Source organism: Allobosea sp. TBD101 (assembly GCF_059817965.1).
In genome coordinates this window covers 4,588,613-4,605,534 of record NZ_CM187543.1, presented here as the reverse complement: position 1 = coordinate 4,605,534, position 16,922 = coordinate 4,588,613, and the positions used below count along the sequence as shown (strand labels likewise).

The 16,922-nt window shown below is 65.5% G+C and carries 22 protein-coding genes and 1 pseudogene; 15 read left to right on the top strand and 8 right to left on the bottom strand.

The features are described 5' to 3' along the window. The first annotated feature begins 9 nt into the window (after positions 1 to 9). From AC6RIC_RS22485 to AC6RIC_RS22475, 3 genes are read left to right on the top strand one after another with little or no spacing between them, the layout of a single operon-like run. Positions 10 to 882 carry a CheR family methyltransferase gene (locus AC6RIC_RS22485; protein WP_454658226.1) on the top strand — a complete coding sequence of 291 codons (873 nt, stop codon included), beginning with the start codon at positions 10 to 12 and terminating at the stop codon, positions 880 to 882. Then, a complete protein-coding gene (locus AC6RIC_RS22480; protein WP_499733979.1) occupies positions 879 to 2,003 on the top strand; it encodes a protein-glutamate methylesterase/protein-glutamine glutaminase in 1,125 nt (374 codons plus the stop codon). Before AC6RIC_RS22485 ends, AC6RIC_RS22480 begins: the two co-directional genes overlap by 4 nt. A gap of 23 nt (positions 2,004 to 2,026) precedes the next feature. Beyond that, complete coding sequence (locus AC6RIC_RS22475) at positions 2,027 to 3,739, top strand: hypothetical protein (RefSeq protein WP_499733978.1); 1,713 nt, start codon at positions 2,027 to 2,029, stop codon at positions 3,737 to 3,739. Positions 3,740 to 4,202: 463 nt separating this feature from the next. On the opposite strand, the gene AC6RIC_RS22470 is transcribed toward AC6RIC_RS22475, so the two are convergent. Next, a complete protein-coding gene (locus AC6RIC_RS22470) occupies positions 4,203 to 4,358 on the bottom strand; it encodes a hypothetical protein (RefSeq protein WP_499733977.1) in 156 nt (51 codons plus the stop codon). Positions 4,359 to 4,430: 72 nt separating this feature from the next. Between AC6RIC_RS22470 and AC6RIC_RS22465 the strand changes: the two genes are divergently transcribed. From AC6RIC_RS22465 to AC6RIC_RS22455, 3 genes are all read left to right on the top strand, one after another. Further along, a complete protein-coding gene (locus tag AC6RIC_RS22465) occupies positions 4,431 to 5,666 on the top strand; it encodes an efflux RND transporter periplasmic adaptor subunit (protein WP_499733976.1) in 1,236 nt (411 codons plus the stop codon). An 89-nt stretch (positions 5,667 to 5,755) separates the two neighbouring features. After that, on the top strand, positions 5,756 to 6,796 hold the full coding sequence (locus tag AC6RIC_RS22460; RefSeq protein WP_499733975.1) for an ABC transporter permease: 1,041 nt from the start codon (positions 5,756 to 5,758) through the stop codon (positions 6,794 to 6,796). Between the two features lie 87 nt (positions 6,797 to 6,883). Continuing rightward, entirely contained in the window at positions 6,884 to 7,486 is a 603-nt protein-coding gene (locus AC6RIC_RS22455) for an ABC transporter ATP-binding protein (protein WP_499733974.1), read from the top strand. A gap of 112 nt (positions 7,487 to 7,598) precedes the next feature. Here the strand turns inward: AC6RIC_RS22455 and AC6RIC_RS22450 are convergent, their stop codons facing one another. Then, complete coding sequence (locus tag AC6RIC_RS22450; protein ID WP_499733973.1) at positions 7,599 to 7,904, bottom strand: ArsR/SmtB family transcription factor; 306 nt, start codon at positions 7,902 to 7,904, stop codon at positions 7,599 to 7,601. 80 nt (positions 7,905 to 7,984) lie between these two features. On the opposite strand from AC6RIC_RS22450, the gene AC6RIC_RS22445 reads away from it, so the two are divergent. The 3 genes from AC6RIC_RS22445 to AC6RIC_RS22435 all read left to right on the top strand — a co-directional run bounded on the left by AC6RIC_RS22445 (position 7,985) and on the right by AC6RIC_RS22435 (position 8,947). Continuing rightward, complete coding sequence (locus tag AC6RIC_RS22445; RefSeq protein ID WP_454658219.1) at positions 7,985 to 8,338, top strand: carboxymuconolactone decarboxylase family protein; 354 nt, start codon at positions 7,985 to 7,987, stop codon at positions 8,336 to 8,338. Positions 8,339 to 8,490: 152 nt separating this feature from the next. Continuing rightward, a complete protein-coding gene (locus AC6RIC_RS22440; RefSeq protein ID WP_454658218.1) occupies positions 8,491 to 8,697 on the top strand; it encodes a YgaP family membrane protein in 207 nt (68 codons plus the stop codon). A 91-nt stretch (positions 8,698 to 8,788) separates the two neighbouring features. Then, positions 8,789 to 8,947 carry a DUF2478 domain-containing protein gene (locus tag AC6RIC_RS22435; RefSeq protein WP_499733972.1) on the top strand — a complete coding sequence of 53 codons (159 nt, stop codon included), beginning with the start codon at positions 8,789 to 8,791 and terminating at the stop codon, positions 8,945 to 8,947. A gap of 20 nt (positions 8,948 to 8,967) precedes the next feature. Here AC6RIC_RS22435 and AC6RIC_RS22430 read toward each other — a convergent pair whose 3' ends face one another. The 3 genes from AC6RIC_RS22430 to AC6RIC_RS22420 all read right to left on the bottom strand — a co-directional run bounded on the left by AC6RIC_RS22430 (position 8,968) and on the right by AC6RIC_RS22420 (position 12,000). After that, complete coding sequence (locus AC6RIC_RS22430; RefSeq protein WP_499733971.1) at positions 8,968 to 9,366, bottom strand: response regulator transcription factor; 399 nt, start codon at positions 9,364 to 9,366, stop codon at positions 8,968 to 8,970. A 134-nt stretch (positions 9,367 to 9,500) separates the two neighbouring features. Next, on the bottom strand, positions 9,501 to 10,118 hold the full coding sequence (gene fixJ, locus AC6RIC_RS22425; protein WP_454658216.1) for a response regulator FixJ: 618 nt from the start codon (positions 10,116 to 10,118) through the stop codon (positions 9,501 to 9,503). Further along, positions 10,108 to 12,000, bottom strand: a complete 1,893-nt coding sequence (locus tag AC6RIC_RS22420) for a PAS domain-containing sensor histidine kinase (RefSeq protein ID WP_499733970.1) — start codon at positions 11,998 to 12,000, stop codon at positions 10,108 to 10,110. The genes fixJ and AC6RIC_RS22420 overlap by 11 nt, the downstream gene beginning before the upstream one ends. On the opposite strand from AC6RIC_RS22420, the gene AC6RIC_RS22415 reads away from it, so the two are divergent. Next, entirely contained in the window at positions 11,933 to 12,139 is a 207-nt protein-coding gene (locus AC6RIC_RS22415) for a DUF6455 family protein (protein ID WP_499733969.1), read from the top strand. The two genes, AC6RIC_RS22420 and AC6RIC_RS22415, sit on opposite strands and share 68 nt — an antisense overlap. Before the next feature lie 241 nt (positions 12,140 to 12,380). Beyond that, positions 12,381 to 12,722, top strand: coding sequence for a hypothetical protein (locus AC6RIC_RS22410; RefSeq protein WP_499733968.1), 342 nt, complete (start codon positions 12,381 to 12,383; stop codon positions 12,720 to 12,722). A 216-nt stretch (positions 12,723 to 12,938) separates the two neighbouring features. Here the strand turns inward: AC6RIC_RS22410 and AC6RIC_RS22405 are convergent, their stop codons facing one another. Then, the gene (locus AC6RIC_RS22405) at positions 12,939 to 13,160 is read right to left on the bottom strand and encodes a hypothetical protein (RefSeq protein WP_488847292.1); all 222 of its coding nucleotides are present in this window, start codon (positions 13,158 to 13,160) and stop codon (positions 12,939 to 12,941) included. 66 nt (positions 13,161 to 13,226) lie between these two features. Between AC6RIC_RS22405 and AC6RIC_RS22400 the strand changes: the two are divergent. The 4 genes and pseudogenes from AC6RIC_RS22400 to AC6RIC_RS22385 all read left to right on the top strand — a co-directional run. Further along, positions 13,227 to 13,370 (top strand): annotated as a pseudogene (locus tag AC6RIC_RS22400) (IS5/IS1182 family transposase); the annotation flags it as partial. 50 nt (positions 13,371 to 13,420) lie between these two features. Then, complete coding sequence (locus AC6RIC_RS22395) at positions 13,421 to 13,663, top strand: response regulator transcription factor (protein ID WP_499733967.1); 243 nt, start codon at positions 13,421 to 13,423, stop codon at positions 13,661 to 13,663. A 125-nt stretch (positions 13,664 to 13,788) separates the two neighbouring features. Next, positions 13,789 to 13,923: a hypothetical protein gene (locus AC6RIC_RS22390; RefSeq protein WP_499733966.1), complete on the top strand. Its 135-nt coding sequence runs from the start codon at positions 13,789 to 13,791 to the stop codon at positions 13,921 to 13,923. Next, on the top strand, positions 13,920 to 15,182 hold the full coding sequence (locus AC6RIC_RS22385; protein WP_499733965.1) for a molybdopterin molybdotransferase MoeA: 1,263 nt from the start codon (positions 13,920 to 13,922) through the stop codon (positions 15,180 to 15,182). The genes AC6RIC_RS22390 and AC6RIC_RS22385 overlap by 4 nt, the downstream gene beginning before the upstream one ends. A gap of 106 nt (positions 15,183 to 15,288) precedes the next feature. On the opposite strand, the gene AC6RIC_RS22380 is transcribed toward AC6RIC_RS22385, so the two are convergent. Together AC6RIC_RS22380 and moaA are read right to left on the bottom strand one after the other, a co-directional pair. Continuing rightward, positions 15,289 to 15,828, bottom strand: a complete 540-nt coding sequence (locus tag AC6RIC_RS22380) for a DUF2478 domain-containing protein (RefSeq protein ID WP_499733964.1) — start codon at positions 15,826 to 15,828, stop codon at positions 15,289 to 15,291. Next, complete coding sequence (gene moaA, locus AC6RIC_RS22375; protein ID WP_499733963.1) at positions 15,828 to 16,850, bottom strand: GTP 3',8-cyclase MoaA; 1,023 nt, start codon at positions 16,848 to 16,850, stop codon at positions 15,828 to 15,830. Before moaA ends, AC6RIC_RS22380 begins: the two co-directional genes overlap by 1 nt. Between the last annotated feature and the right edge of the window lie 72 nt (positions 16,851 to 16,922).

Genomic DNA, 16,922 nt, shown 5'->3' with positions numbered 1-16,922 from the left:
ACGCCAATGATGTCGGACGCCGCGGACCATCTGGCCGACAGGCATTTCTCGGCCATCGCCGCGATCATCGAGAGCCGCGTCGGCATCAAGCTGCCGGCGGCCAAGCGCACCATGGTCGAGGGGCGGCTGCGCAAGCGCGCCCGTGCCCTCGGATTGTCGAACGTGTCGCACTATGGCGCTCATCTGTTCGAACAGGGCGGACTCGATGACGAGCTAGTCCACCTGATCGACTGCGTCACTACCAACAAGACCGATTTCTTTCGGGAGCCGAGCCATTTCGAATTCCTGCGCAATGTCGCGGTACCGCAGCTGCAGCAGCGCAAGGACACGCGCCCCGCGAGCCTGAAGATCTGGAGCGCGGCCAGCTCGACGGGCGCCGAGGCCTACACGGCCGCAATGGTGCTGCAAGACCTCGCCAATGCCGGGGCGCCGATGCGCTTCTCGATCCTGGGGACCGACATCTCGACGGAGGTACTGCGCGAAGCCGACATGGCGATCTATCCGAGCGCCTTCGTCGCCCCGGTGCCGACGGCGATGCAGCAACGTTACCTCATGAGATCGAAGGATCCGCGGCAGGACCTCGTCAGGGTCGCGCCGGAGCTGCGCCGCAAGGTCCGTTTCGAGCGTCTGAACCTGATGGACGAGAGCTATCCGTTCGACCGGGACATCGACGTCATCTTCTGCCGCAACGTCCTGATCTATTTCGACGGCCCTACCCAGAAGGCGGTGATCCGGCGGCTGGTATCGCATCTGCGTCCCGGCGGATACTTGATGCTCGGCCACTCGGAATCCATGGCCGGCAGCGGCATTCCCGGTATCCAGCAGGTCGTCCCGACCGTGTACCAGGCCTGTCCGGCAGCGCTCAGGAGGTCAGCAGCGTGACCAGCCAGCCGATCCGCGCGCTCATCGTCGACGATTCCGCCTCGGTGCGGCAGGTTCTCAGCGCGATCCTGAACGACGACCCCGGCATCGAGGTGATGGGAACGGCGGCCGACGTCCCGGCAGCGGTGCGCCGCCTGCAGAACGAACTGCCCGATGTCATGATCCTCGACATCGAGATGCCGGGGATGGACGGGCTGACCTTCCTGCGCAAGATCATGGCCCAACGGCCGATACCCGTAATCATCTGCTCGACCTTGACGGAAGCCGGATCGCGAGCGCTGTTCGACGCCCTGGAAGCCGGTGCGGTCGACGTGCTGCCGAAGCCTCGTATTGACACGCGCAACGCCCTGATCGAGACGGCCGACCGTCTGCGGCACTCGGTCAGGGCGGCGGCCCAGGCGCGGCTGCGGCCCAGGCTGGCGCGCCCGCCGATCGAGAAGAAGCTGACGGCCGATGTGATCATGCCGCCACCCGTGCCCGGCCGCGCTCGCGGCGAGACGGACCGCATCGTCTGCATCGGCATCTCGACCGGGGGCACCGAGACCTTGCGGGAAGTGCTCACCGCGCTCCCGATGACCTGCCCGGGCATCGCCGTGGTGCAGCACATGCCCGAAAAGTTCACTGCGGCATTCGCGCGCCGGCTGGACGGCATCTGCGCCGTCGAGGTCAAGGAAGCCGAAGACGGCGATGAACTCAGGACCGGCCGCGTGCTGATCGCGCCGGGAAACCGCCACATGCTGCTGCAGCGCTCGGGTAGTCAGTATCGGGTTGCGATCAAGGATGGCCCGCATGTCTCGCGCCACCGTCCCTCGGTCGACGTGCTGTTCCGCTCGGCGGCCCAATATGCCGGCGCCAACGCGCTCGGCCTGATCATGACTGGCATGGGCGATGATGGGGCCCGCGGCCTGCTCGAGATGCGCAAGGCCGGGGCCTGTACCCTGGCGCAGGACGAGGATAGCTGCGTCGTCTTCGGCATGCCGAAGGAAGCGATCGAACTCGGCGCGGCCCAGCGCATCGTCCGCCTTGCGCGGGTTCCGCATGAGATCATGGCCTGGCCGCAGGCGGTCGGCAATTCCGCGGCGGAGCCGCGCCTGGTGCGTGAGGGGGTGGATCCGCGATGAGTTGCAGCGATTACCCAACATCAGTGCTGACCGACACTCTCGAGACCGGTGCGCGACAGATCGACAGCACCTTTGCCGAGGCGGGCGAGCGGCTCGGCGCGGGCCTGCCCCTGTTCGACAGCCTGAAGGAGCGCTTCTCGACGCTATCGCGCGAGCTGACCGGCGAGGACTTCGGGCGCGCACGGGCGACGCTCGGCGGGTTGGCTTCGGACCTTCGCCGGCTCGGCCAGAACCTCTCGGGGGAAATCGGCAAGTTGCAGGACCTGGCGACGCACGACGCCGTCGTCTCGCAGGCGCTGGAACGCCTGATCAGGCAAATGCGGCTGATCATGATCCTGACCCGCGGTGCGCGCATCGAAGCGGTCTCCATCGCATCGACCGGGAGTGACTTCGGCGCGTTCACCGGCGAGATCCTGACTTTGACGACCGAGGCGCAACGCACCGTCGAGGCTTGCGCCCGCGATCATGACAGGCTGAGCGCGCTGCTGCGCTCCGCTCTCGGGATGCAGCGCGATTTCGAGCGGCGCTACGGATGCGCTCTGTCGGTCCTGGCAGAAAAGCTCGAACTGACCCTCGCCGCGGTAGCGGTTCGCCAGCAGAAGAGCGCGGCACTGACGAGCGATGCCGCGGCCCATTCCGGCAGGATCGCGATGGCGACCGGAGGTGCGATCGTCGCCCTGCAGTCGGGGGACAGCATACGGCAACGGCTCGAGCACGCGATCGCGGGGTTGCGGCTCGTGGACGCGATCGCCGAGGGGACGGGTCCGGGCGCCGGGCTCGGCGATGAGGCGAAGCGAGCCTGCCGCTTCGTCCTGCACCGGCTCCAATCCGGCCAGCTTCGCGACATTGCGGCCACCCTCACCGGGGATGCCGATACGATCGAGACCGCGCTGGCGTTGCTCGCCGGGGATACGACGAAGCTGATCGATCTCATGTGCGCATTCTATGGCGGGCAGGGCACAGAACCCGCCTCCTTCCTCGGAAATCTCGAGGCCGAATTGGCGGAGGCTTCCGAATTGCTTGGCAAATGCGATACCGCGCGAGCCGGCGTCGATCAGGTCACCGATGCGCTGTCGGGCGTGCTCGACACGTGCCAGCGAACCGTCCCGATCCTATCGAAAGCCGTGTCCGACATCGTCCTGATCGGCATGAACGCGGGACTGCGCGCCGCGCGCATCGGCGGGGGCGGCCGCAGCCTGGTCGTCATCGCCCAGGAGCTGAAGCAGGCTGCCGATGCGATCGCGGCAGACACGCGCCGCCTGACGCCGATCTTCGATCGGATGCAGGCCGTTTCAGGTGAATTCAAGCGCTGCGACAGGCTCGATGCGGCCCGCTTCGCGGCGCTCGAACGGGCGATGCGTAGCTCACTCGCCTCTATACGCGGGACCGGAGAGCGGCTCGGCGCCACGCTCGACTGGCTGGCCCAGGAAAGCGACGGCTTCTGCGCGGTGATTGCGCAGGCGCGGCTCTCATTCTCGAATGTCGGCGCCACGGGCGACCTGATCGCGTCGGCGGCCGATCAACTCGCCCGTTCCGCTGCGCAGGAGCCTGGGCCGGACGCGGATGCGTTCGGGTGCGTGCGGGACATCCTGCAGGAGCATGTCTGGTCGAGCTACACCATGGCGGCGGAGCGCACGATTCACCGGAGGATCATGGCAGAATGCGGCATCGATCAGGATGCGGCGCAACCCCAGCCGCATCAGCCGGACGCGGCGCTGGACGAATTCATCTTCTGAGATCAACTGCCCTGTGAGTTTTCTGCTGACGCCGCAAGCGTTGCAAGCCGTTGCGCCAACATCCGCATCTCGGATGTTACCCAGGATTGCGACGGTATCAACGCCAAGCTCGCCATGCGTGAGAAGGCCGCCGCCTATCATACACGATGGACCCGCGCCGCGCGGCACCCAGACGGCGTCGCCGGTCTCGCCACCGTGGTGGCGCGAAGCCGCGCGGACATAGACGTCGGGGCAACTGCGCTGATGGTTCTCCGCCCCGGGAACCGGGTCGAGCTTGCAGGACCGCACCACCTCCGCGCGCTGTTTCTGTGCGCGAGGGCGAAGCCATCCGGCGCTGGACGGTAGGTGTCTTGCTCGCAGATGGCCCACTTACTGGTGCCGGCCATGTTACGCGCTGACAACGAGAGTGCAGTTCCGCCGTGCGTTTCGGATCGCGATCCACGACGGGGATCGTTGCGCTCCGTCAATGTACAACATCCTGAATCAAATATTCATTGATGTCGGGGGGATACGCAATGACCGTCGTGAGTAGCGATAATTGGTTGTTGGCCGCAAGGAGGCCAACCCGGGAGATGTGCGCTAGCCCGGCAGCAGGCGTCGCCGCCATCGCCTCGGCCACGACGTCATCGTGCCTTGGCTCACCTGAACGGCCGCCATGCGGCGCGCATGATCGCTACGGAGCCTGAACGACATGGATGCGCCATCCAACCAGCCGGGTATCATCGGCGGTCTGAACGCGACGAAGCCGAAGCGGACAGGCATCTTCGGCCGCCGAGCCGTCCGGCGTGCCCTTGCGGGCGTTGCGGTCGTCAGTGTGCTTTTGGGCGCCGGCGTCGTCTACAGTAATCGTCCGGTCGAAGTTGAAGCACTCATGCCCGAGCGTGATGTTCCGGTCCGTGTATTCGGACTGGGCACGGTCGAGGCCCGCGTGATGTCCAAAGTCGGCTTCGAGGCTGGAGCTGCGCTAGTGGAACTCCATGCGGATCACGGCGACCATGTCCGCAAGGGGCAGGTCCTGGCCCGGCTCAGCCTGGGCGAGCAGGAGGCCAAGGCGGCAAAGGCACGCGCCGCGCTCCAGATCGCCGAAGTCAATATCGAGCGAGCGGAGGCGAATCTGGAGAAGGCGCGCGCCGTTCTCGCGCAAAGGCAGGTTGCCAACCGGCGTAGGCAGGAGCTCGCCGGACGTAGCGTCGTATCGGAGCAGTCGGCCGAAGAGTCCGCCCGGGACGAGGCCGTTGCCAAGGCGGATGTTACCGTTACCGAAAGCGAGGTCGCGAGCAGCAGGGCGCAACTGGCGGATGCCCGGGCGCAAGTCCAGTTCGAAGAAACGTTGCTGGGACACCGGACATTGACGGCTCCCTACGACGCGATCGTCATTGAACGGCACAAAGAACTGGGCACGGTCGTCAAGGCCGGCGATCCGATCTTCACGCTGATCGCAAACGACAGCTACTGGGGTCTCGCCTATGTCGACGAAGCGCGTGCCGGCTTCATAGCGGAAGGCCAGCGGGTGCAGGCCCGCTTGCGTTCCCGCCCGCAGGACGTCTTCACCGGCAAGGTGGCCCGCATCGGGCTTGAAAGCGATCGCAGCACGGAGGAGCGACGCGTCTTCATCAGGGGCGACAACCCGCCCGCCCGCGTTTTCCTGGGAGAGCAGGTCGAGTTCCTGATCACCGCTGCCACCCTCGCCGAGGCGCTTCTGATTCCAGAGGCAGCCGTCCATGGCTACAACGGCCACGAAGGCACGGTCTGGACGCTCGAGGATGGCCGGCTGAACCGCCGGCTCGTCAGGTTCCGGCATCGCGCGGAAGATTCCCGCCTCGAGATCGTCGGCGGGGTGCCCGAGCGCGCGCGCGTGATAATGCGGGTCACGCCGGACTTGCGGGTCGGGCGCCGTGCGCAGGTCAGCGAGGGCAAGGGACCGTGAACCTCGCCTATCGCGACATAAGGCACGGCTTCGGGCGCTTCATCCTGACCTGCATCGGGCTCGGACTTCTGCTCGGTGTCGTGCTGGCCATGATCGGCATCTATCGCGGACTTGTCGTCGATGCGCTGACCATCGCCCGGGCTCCCGCCGTCGATCTGTGGATCGTCGAGGCCAGCACGCGTGGCCCCTTCGCCGAAGCCTCGCGCATTCCCGGCGACGTCCGCGAGGCCGTCGCGCGCATCGCCGGCGTGGAGTCGGCTGGCGGCATCACCTATCAGACCGTCGAAACTGAGCATATGGGCGCCAAGCTCAGGCTCTATGTCATCGGCTACGAGCCGACGCGGCCAGGAGGGCCGCCGGAGATTCTTGCCGGACGGGGGATCGCCCGCAGCCATTATGAGATGGTGGCCGATCAAAGCACCGGCCTCGCGCTCGGCGATCGCCTCCGCGTCGGCCGGAACACGTTTTCTGTCGTGGGATTGACGCGCCACCAGGTCAGCTCCGGCGGCGATCCGGCCGTGTACATCACCCTGGCGGATGCGCAGAAGCTGCAGTTCGACCTTGCTCCGCCGGCAGTACGCATCCAGCAGGCACGCGGTGTCGTCGGAGGAAGCCGCGACACTGTGAACGCGGTCGTCGCGCGGCTGCAGCCCAATGCTTCTCCTGAAGCGGTAGCAGAAGCCGTCCGCCGCTGGAAACACCAGACTGCGATCACGCAGGAGGCTCAGGAGCAGATCCTGATCCGCTCTCTGGTCGACCGCGCCAGGCGTCAGATCGGGCTCTTCACGTCGCTCTTGCTCGTCGTATCCGCTGTGATCATCGCCCTGATCATCTACACGATGACCATCGAGAAGACCAAGCAGATCGCCACCCTGAAGCTGATCGGCGCCCCGGATCGAACCATCATTGGCATGATCGTTCAGCAGGCGCTGGCGCTCGGGCTCATCGGATTTTCCATCGGCGCCATGCTGATCGCGAGCATCAGCGGCTCCTTTCCGCGCCGCGTGATCCTCGAAGCCGACAACATGTTCGCGCTCGGCCTCGTCGTGGTGGTCGTGTGCCTGATGGCGAGCGGGCTCGGGGTTCGCGCGGCGCTTCGGGTGGATCCCGCGACGGCATTGGGAAGCTGAGAGATGGCAGATCATCCGCTCGTCCGCTGTGAGCGCATCTCCAAGCATTTCGGCGAAGGCGAGACGCGGGTGGACGCACTTCGCGATGTGAGCCTGGACGTCTATCCGCGTCAGGTCGTCGCGTTGCTCGGCCCCTCCGGCTCCGGGAAGACGACACTCCTCAACATCATCGGCTGCATCCTCGATGCGTCCTCTGGCTCGATGGCGCTCGACGGCGAGACGGTGCTGAGCGAGGGGCGATGGCTGAAACCCAATCTCAGGCAGCTCAGGCTTCACAATATTGGCTTCATCTTCCAGTTCCACAATCTCATCCCGTTTCTCGACGCGACCGATAATGTGGCTCTCGTGCTGCAACTGGCCGGGGAGGAAGCGGGCGCGGCCCGGGCCCGAGCGGTCGAGCTGCTCGATTATCTCGAGGTCGGGCACCGCCGAAACGCGATGCCCGCCCAGCTATCGGGTGGCGAGGCGCAGCGCGTTGCCATTGCGCGCGCCCTGGCCAATCGGCCACGTATCATTCTCGCCGACGAGCCGACGGCCGCACTCGATTCGAAACGCGCGGGAATCGTCATGGACCTGCTCCGAAAGGTTGCCGTCGAGCAGGAGGCCGCGATCATCGTCGTCACCCACGATGAGAAGATATTCGACTGGTTCGACCGGAAATTCACCCTGCGCGACGGTCGTCTTGCGTAGGGCCTACGGGCAGACGATGCATCGTCGGGGCCGATCGGACCTCCGCATGCGCCGTGTTTGCCGAGCCTGATCGGCAACGGAGCTGGACATGCCGGCAGTGCTGGCCGGCTTCTCAGGTCTTGCTGGCGCAAAAATGCCCGTAGAGCACCGTCATAATCTCAGTCACGACCGGGTGGCCGATGAAATAATACAGGGTCCGGTGATCGCGGCGGAATTCGACGATACCCTCGGCCTTCAGTCTGGCGAGGTGCTGGGACATCGAGGTCTGCGGTACGCTGGTCGCTGCGATCAGCTCCGTGACGCTCCTTTCGCCCTGGGACAGCGCGCAGAGAATTAGAAGCCGGCTCGGATTGGCCAACCCCTTGAGGAAGTCGGCTACGGCTTCGGCCTTCTCAGGCATGATCTGCATCAAATCCATTGTGACGCCTACTTCACATTTCATGTTCTTCTTATATTATCAAAACATGAAGTGTTAAGCGAGCCGGCTAGGAGTGGGCTTTGAGCAAGGATTATCGCGCCATCACCAGGGATATCTCGGCCTACACCAGCGAGATCCGGAAGCTGCAACCCGATGCTATGCAGGCTTTTTACGCCCTGTCGAAGGCAGCCGGTGCCGACGGTGCCCTCGACAGGAAGACCAAGGAGCTGGTGGCTCTCGCGATCGGCATTACGCAGCGTTGTGACGGCTGCATCGGATTCCACAGCAAGGCATTGGTTGGCCTTGGTGCGACGAGGCAGGAAGTAGCCGAGATCGCTGCGATGTCGGTCTATATGGGCGGTGGCCCGGCGCTGATGTACGCCGCCGACGCCTTGCGGGCCTTCGATCAGTTCAACGAGCCGGTAGTAGGGTAGGTCAAGCGGCTGGAGGGAGTCTTCGGCTCCGCCATCCCCTGCTTATGTCAGATTGGGGGGCGAGAGCGTCGTCTCTCGCGTTGTCGGGACGAAATTCTGCCAAAAAAGGGCAATCCAACTCGAAGCGGCCGCAGGCCAGGGGAGAATGCAACATGACCAGGAATGTCGGGGGGATCGATCGCCTGTTGCGAATCGTCGTTGGGCTGGTCCTGCTATCGCTGATCTTTGTCGTCGAAGGTGCAGCGCGCTGGTGGGGATTGTTCGGGCTCGTCCCGCTGTTGACCGGTCTTTTCCAAACTTGCCCGCTTTATTCGGTGTTTGGCCTCAATACCTGTCCGCTCCGGAACATCCGTAAGTGAGTGGAAGCCGACGCGGGGTAATTGACATCGGATCGTCAACCGCTTCGGCAAGCACAAAGGTAAGGGGCGGGGTCTGCGCGAGGAGATCGAGATGGCGGTTGCCGCGGGCATCCCGACCGTCATCGCGGTCAATCGCCAGTATCTGCGGCAATGGCAGGCTTTCGCCGGCGAGGTCTTCGTCACGCTGCCGCTCGATGCCGGAGAGATCGAGGACTGGTGTCGCAAGGCCCTCGCCGAGGTCAAGGCCTGACATTCGAGGGCATCCCCGCCTCAGCCTTGCCTGCGAAATTCCTCGCTGCCGCCGTTCGCCAGCGCGTCCCTGATGCAGTCCGCCAGCGAATTGTCCTCCAGCGGCTTTTCCAGCACCGCGCGGCAGCCGCACAGCGTCGCCCGACGATGAATCTCGGCGCTGGCCTTCTCCGTGATCAGGATCGCCGGCAGCGCGATGGCGCTCTGCCGGAGGCGACCGATCAGTGTCAGCCCGTCGAGCGAAGGCATGCAGTGGTCGATGACCATGCAGGCGCGCGCCGGCAGCTCCCCTTCGGCGAGCAGTTCCTCGCCGTTGCGAAAGGCCCTGACCTGGAAGCCTTCGAGCGCGAGGGAAAACGTCAGCGACTGCCGGACGGCATCGTCGTCATCGACGATGATCACGCATCCTTCGGGAGACATGGCATGCCTTGCTCCGGGTGATCCGCGGCTCGGATCGCGCCGGGTTGGTATGCCGGCAGTCTGTGTCGGCCCGCCGCGGCATCCAAGTCAGGAATACACCTTACGCGAGCCGCTCCCGATGGTGCGTTGCGATCTCAGGGGGCGTTGTCGCCGACCAACAGGGCAAAGCGAACGAGCTCGGGCAGGCTTGCAGCCCTCATCTTGGTCATGACATTGGCCCGGTAGATCTCGACCGTGCGGGGGCTGATGCCGAGCTCGTGCGCGATCACCTTGTTGGCCTTGCCTTCGACGAGACGGTCGAGCACCTGCTTCTCGCGCTCGCTCAGCGATTTGAGGCGCACCAGGATGTCGATGCCCTGCGCCTCGCGCTGCGTCTTGCGCTGATGCCGGTCGAGGGCCGAGCGCACCGCGGCGAGCAGCCGCTCGTCGTCGAAGGGCTTCTCGATGAAGTCGACCGCTCCCTCCTTCATCGCCTCGACGGCGATCGACACATCCGCATGGCCGGTCATCACGATCACGGGAAGGCTGAAGCCGCGTACGGCAAGGCCGCGGAGGAATTCGATGCCATCGAGCCCCGGCATGCGTACATCGGTGATGATGCAGCCCGTCGGCGCCTCCCTGACGTTGTCGAGAAACTGGCTGGCGGATTCGTGCAACCTGACTGGAAACCCGTCGGAAGCCAGCAGGAAAGAGAGCGATTGCCGGACAGCCAGATCATCATCGACAATATGGACGATGGCATCACCCTGCATGAGCCATCTCCTCCGGATCGACGGCGCGCAGTGAAAAGGTGAAGCAGGTTCCGCGTCCCCGCTCCGACACGGCCGAGATCTTTCCGCCATGCGCCTCGACGATGGTGCGGCAGATCGAGAGCCCGACGCCCATGCCATGCTGCTTGGTCGTGACGAAAGGCTGGAAGAGCTGGTCGACGATCTCGGGAGCCAGGCCCGTGCCGGTATCGCGAACCGAGATCTCCAGCATCTCCTCGCTGATGCGCCGGGTCTCGACGACCAGCTCACGCCGCTCCTCGCCATCCATCGCCTCGATCGCGTTGCGGATGAGGTTCAGCAACACCTGCTGGACCTGGATGCCGTCGGCGAGCGTGAAGGCAGCGCGAGGGTCGAGGAGATAGGCGATGTGAACACCCTGTTCCCGAGCGCCGACCATGGCCAGCGCGCTGGCCTCCTCGATCAGCTTGGCGAGAGGCTCGATCCGGCGCTCGCTTTCGCCGCGCTGCACGAATTCGCGCAGATGCCGGATCACCTGGCCGGCGCGCAGCGCCTGATCGGCCGCTTTCGTGACGCCGTCCTCCAGCAGGCGGGCGGTTTTGCCATCCATGCGCTGGAGAATCCGGCGGCACCCCTTCAGGTAGTTCGTGATGGCCGTCAGCGGCTGGTTGATCTCATGGGCCAGCGTCGATGCCATCTCGCCCAGCGCCGTGAAGCGCGACATGTGGACGAGCTCGGACTGCAGCTCCTGCAGGCGGGTTTCGGTCTTCTGCCGTTCCGTCAGATCGCGGATGAAGCCGGTGAAGTAGCGCCGGCCGCCAGAGTGCATCTCGCCGACGGCGAGTTCCATCGGGAAGGTCGAGCCATCCTTGCGCTGGCCAACAACGATCCGCCCGATGCCGACGATCCTGCGCTCGCCGGTGGCGAGATAGCGCTTGATGTAGCTGTCGTGATGATGCCGGTAGGGGCTGGGCATCAGTATCTTGACGTCCTCGCCGATCACCTCGCTGCGATCGTAGCCGAACTGCCGGACCGCTGCCGCGCTGAAGGACTGGATTCGGCCGTCCTCGTCGATCACAACGATGGCGTCGGGTATCGTTTCGAGGATGGAGTGCAGATGCGCCTCGCGGACGGTGTGGGCCTCCTCGGCCTGGAGCTGTTCGGAGATGTCGCGCAGGACGAACGCATATCCGCCGGGGCTGCCGGACTGCGCCTTCACGGGCGCGATCGAGAGCTGCGCGGTGAACGAGGCCCCGTCCCGTCGCCGGCAGATGCGCTGCGTCTCGGCCCTGCCGGCCTCCTGCGCCGCGGCGAGCAGGGAGGCTGTCACGCCCGGATCCGCGGCGACGAAGAGGCATGCGAGGTCGCCGCCCAGAAACTCGGCCCTACTCCACCCCGTGATCTGTTCGGCGCCGGCGTTCCAGCTTCCGATCCGGCCCGCCTCGTCGACGAATGCCAGGCCGATTCCCGTCACTGCCTCGATGAGAACCGCAGCCAGTTTCGTTTCAGATTCGATCTCACGGGTCAAAGGCAAGTTCTCCTGCCGGTTCGTTCCAACTGGAGGCGATTTGCCGCCAGATGTTGAAAAGACTGCCGATGACGGACGGATTCCACTCCTGTCATTTTCAGGATCACATTCGAAACTATGACGAAGATTGTCGTGCCGGGGGCCGGTTGTCCTTGTTTTGAGACAAAGAGGTGAGGGAATTTTGCGCTTACTCTTCGCTATTCCTCTTGTCTGGGAGCGCGACATGCATCCAAGGCTACAAGGGCAAAAGGCCAGGCGGCGATGGCCAAGGTTCGAAAGGGTACGGCAGCAGGCGGGCTTGTTTCGCGAGATGATCGAGCGGGCGGATGTCGATCCTGGAGCAGCGGCCAGGGACGGCTTTGGCGGCACTTTCGCCATGGCCGCGCGCCTTTGCTTGTCCTGCCCTCACGCCTGCGCTTGCCGTGGCTGGCTCGATAGCGGCGCGTCCGGGGCGGCCCCGGATTTTTGTCGGAACATTGCCTTCCTGCGCCGGGTCAGCGCGGTAGGTTGTGATTGAAAAATGGACCGAGCGATGGACTTACAAGACAGACGCGATGCAGTGGCGACCGATGCGGCCTAGGGTCGGCCAGGTCTCCCAGACACGCACCTACGCCGCGTTTGGACGGCCTGGGCTCGCCGCTGCGATGGCGGGGGAGAGCCGTTCGACGGTTTCACGGATCGTGATGGTGAGTGCGTGCTTGCTGGGGATCATGTCCATGCAGACCCATCAAGGGCGGCTTGTTGGGTAGATCCGGGATGTGTTCGACCTCGGCATTTACGTCGTTGGGAACGCGATGAGTGAAGACACGGTGCGCGTCGTTGACGAAATCGCCAAGGACAAACTTGATCGCGGCCAACTTCAAAATCTTGTCTTCAAGCACCTCGACGCAGTCAAACAGGAGTGTGACAAGGACGACCGGCAGCGGCGCGAAGCTGAACTCGCTGGGAACGGGCACATCCTGAACGGCATGATGAGGCCGCATCGTACGGTGCCCAACAGTCAGGCGAAGCTGTCCGAGGTGGAAGCCGGAAGGGCCTGTGAGCCGCCGCGAGGTTCATTCCATCGAACCACGGTCGGCTTGTTGATGACAGTAATCTAGGAGGCCACGACGAGGGACAGTGCCCGTTCGCCGCTCGTCAAGACTACGATTTCGGCCGTTGATGCTTAGCTCGAACGGCATCACGGTCGCCCTCATGCCGCCATCGCTGTCATGTCCCCTTCTCGGCGATGTGACGCTGAAGTTGTGTGCCGGCGAGCGGAGATCGAGAAGGCGCGGATGAGGTGAACCTTGGGGCAAAGCTGTGGCCTCTGGCCGTTACGCTCCACCAACCTGCCATTCTCTGAAGGCGACGCTTTCGGGCTCCAGGTTGAGTAGCCCGAGTGCGCGCAAGGCGATCTGGTCGACGATCGCTGCGATGTCGGCCGGCTTCAGATAGAAGGCCGGGACGGGCGGGGCGATGATCGCGCCATATTCGGTGACCTGCGCCATCGCCCGCAGATGGCCCAGATGCAGCGGGCTTTCCCGCGCCACCAGCACGAGCCGGCGCCGCTCCTTGAGCTGGACGTCGGCGGCGCGCGTCAGGAGGTCGCCGAGCTGGCCAGGCCCGCCGACTTCACACGCGTCATCGTCGACGCCACGGTGTAGGAGAAGGCGATCGCCCTCCCGACCGACGCCAAGCTGATGCGCACGGCCCGCGAGCGGCTGGTGCGCCTGGCGAAGAAGGTCGGCGTCGACCTGCGCCAGAGCTTGCCGAGCAGGACCTGCCTTCGAGCGGCTGCCTCATTATCGACTATTCCATGCCCGCTCTCGACGGCGTCGAGCTCATCGAGCGCCTGTTGCGGCGACATATCGAACTACCGGCGATCCCGATCGCCGCAAAGGCGACCGGCGAAATCTGCCGGCGGCCGCTCCAAGCCGGCTTCAGTCAGGTCCTTGAAAAGCCGCTCGATGACGGCTCGCTCATTGATTGCATCCGCTGCGCCCTGGCTGCCTGTCCAGCCAGGGGCGCGAAGGATGAGGCGCCCGAGGCCGAAGCCTGACGCGGAGGCGTGGTCATGGCTACCGGCCTCAGGAACTCTCCTTATGGAGAGCCTCTGAATGTTGCGCGGTACTGCCGCCGGGTATTGCTGCACGCACGTCACCATTTGATGAGACGTGAGTTCCCATGCAGACCGTGCTCGCCCTGCCACGATCAGGCCTCTGCTCCGAGGAGGCCATCGCGCAGCCGGCGCATCGTCGCTGCATCGTCGGGCGTGACAGCTCGATCCTCGAGCGCCTCGCAGCTCAGAGGCCCGCATGACCATCCCGCTCAACCCGCAGCCCGCCATGCCCGGCCCGGCCTTTCAGGGCCTGCCCCTCGATACGGCCTGCGCTCAGGCCGCGGCCTTTGCGAACGTCATTCAGGAAACCGAGAGCGTCGCCCTGGCCCAGGCTGTCGGTCGCTGCCTTGCGCAGGATGTCGTCGCCCGACGCGCCTGTCCCGACCGCGATCTCTCGGCCATGGATGGCTACGCCGTCGCGACCGCCTGCAATCTCGGTGCCGGCACGCACCTCAAGATCGAGGGCCGGATCGCGGCGGGCGACGTCGCGGAAAGCCTCGCGGATGGCACGGCGGCCCGCATCTTCACCGGAGCTGCGATCCCGGCCGGAGCCGGAGCCGTCGTCATGCAGGAACATGCCAAGCGGGACGGCGCCTTCGTCATCCTGGAGCGTCCGGTCGCGATGGGCGAGAACATCCGTCGCCGTGCCGAGGATGTCGCTCCGGGTGACCTGCTCCTGCGAGAAGGGCAGCGCCTCAACGCGCGCGGCGTCGCGATCGTCGCGGCCCAGGGCATCGACCGGCTCGTGGTGCGCCGGCCCGTCCGTGTCGCGATCCTCTCGACGGGAAATGAGCTTTGCCATGCCCAGGGAGACTGCGTCCCGGCGACCGGCGCCCTCGACTCGAACCGACCCATGCTGCTGGCGCTGGCGGCCGCACAGGGCCTCACCGCGGCCGACGCAGGCTGCGTGCCCGACGATCCCTCAGCCTTGGCCGATCACCTGCGGCGCCTCGCCGAGCGCTGCGACCTCATCGTGACGACCGGGGGGGCCTCGGTCGGCGAGGAGGACCATTCCGCCACGGCCCTTAGGCTCGCAGGCGGCACCGGCGCCACCCTGAAAATGGCGCTCAAGCCGGGCAAGCCCGCGATCGTCGGGCGGATCGGCGCCGCGACCTATCTCGGCCTGCCCGGCAATCCGCTGGCGGCGCTGGTGTCCTGGTCGCTGCTCGGAAATGCGGTCTTCGCCCGGCTGGAGGGGCGCGCGGTCACAAGGCAGCCGGGCTGTCCCATGCCGATCCGGCTCGCGCTCCGGCGCAAACCGGGAAGGACAGAGTTCATTCCGGCCCGCATCCACGGCGGCCCGGGCGGCCTGGAACTCGAATTGCTGGCAGGAAACTCGGCCCGCCTGCGTCCGCTGCTGGACGCCGATGGCTTCGTTGAACTGCCGGAGACGCTGACCGAAGCCCAGCCGGGACACCGCCTCGCCTTTCATCCCTTCGAGCGGCAGTTCGCCGTCTAGGCTCAGGACCGAAAAGTGGAATCCACTTTTCGGAGAAATCCAATGCCAGGACAACGAGATGGATCGCCATTCCGCGTCCGGAAAGACGCGCGGCGATCGAGCGGCGTCAGGCGCGGGCCGCCTGGGCACTCCGGGCGCACCAGCCCTCGATCTGTTCCGGATCCGCCGCCAGCATGGTTGTGTCTTCTCCGGCAAAGGCCCGCCAAAGTGGTAGCAGAAGCTTGCTGACGGCGATGACGATCGGAATTCCGGCGACCACCACCGCGCCGATCTCTTCGCGCAGGCCCTGGCCCTCGCATTCCCGCTGGCCGAACCGATTGACGAACAGCACATGCGGTCGCGCCTCGACCGCCTCGCGCAGCCAGCTCGCCGCAACGGCAAGCCGGGACGGATCGAGCCGGCAACCGCGGGTCGCCGCGCCACGGTTCTCGAAGATCTGGATCTCCCGCCCTGTTCCGATATCGTCGAGAAACAGGGCAGCGCAGGTCGAGGCGCAACCGGCCTTTCCGTGCTGCAGGAGCCCGCGCGGGGTGAGACCGGCGACCTGCAGCCTCTGCACGGCTTGCGCAAGCGCGGTGTCGGGCCTCTGATCGCGCTCATAGGCCACGACGCCAATTCGCCCCTCGTCCGTCCCGGTCTCCATCATCAGCCTCCCGTCATGCTCATGTGCCGCGGCACGACCGGTCGGTTGCTGCGGTCGATCGCGAAATCATGTCCCTTCGGCTTGTCGGCGATGCCTTCGCCGATGGCGGCATGCAGCAGGTCGTTGCCTTCCGAACCTCGAAGGGCCTGGCCCAGGTCCCGGCCTTTCTCGTGCCCGAGGCAGGTGTAGAACATGCCGGTGCAGGTCACGCGAACGCGGTTGCAGCTCTCGCAGAAGGAATGCGACATCGGGGTGATAAAGCCGAGCCTGCCACCGGTCTCGGCGACGCGAACATAACGCGCCGGCCCGCCCGAACGATAGGGCAGGGGGTGCAGGGTGAAGTGCTGCGCCAGGCGAGCCCTGACGTCGGACATGGGCAGATACTGGTCGCTCCGATAGGCCCCGACATCGCCGAGAGGCATCACCTCGATCAGGGTCAGGTCCATCCCGCGTCCATGCGCGAACCGGACGAGATTCTCGATCTCGTACTCGTTGACGCCCTTCAGCGCCACCGCATTCAGTTTCACCGCGAGTCCGGCCGCCTGCGCCGCGTCGAGGCCGTTCAGCACCTTGCCGAGGTCGCCCCAGCGGGTGATGGCGCGGTAGCGCGCCGGATCGAGCGTATCGAGCGAGATATTGACGCGCCTGACGCCACAATCGGCCAGCGCGACGGCATGGCGGGTGAGCAGGGTGCCGTTGGTGGTCAGCGTCAGCTCGTCGAGCGCGCCGCTGGCAAGATGCCGCGACAGCGTGCGCAGCAGCGAGATCACATCGCGCCGGACCAGAGGCTCGCCGCCGGTGAGGCGGATTTTGCGAACACCGCGCTCGACGAAGGCCGCGCAGAGCCGGTCGAGCTCCTCAAGCGAGAGCAGGTCGCGCCGAGGCAGGAAGGACATCTTCTCGGGCATGCAGTAGACGCAGCGCAGATCACAGCGATCGGTCACCGAGACCCGCAGATAGGTGACGCGCCGCCGATAGGCATCGATCAGCGGGGAGCCGCAGGCGGCAGGACGGGAACAGCTCATTCGGCAGCCTCGTGCGGCTCCCCTTCGCCGGCTTCCGCCGGACAAGCGCAACCTTTGCCGGAATGGCCGCCG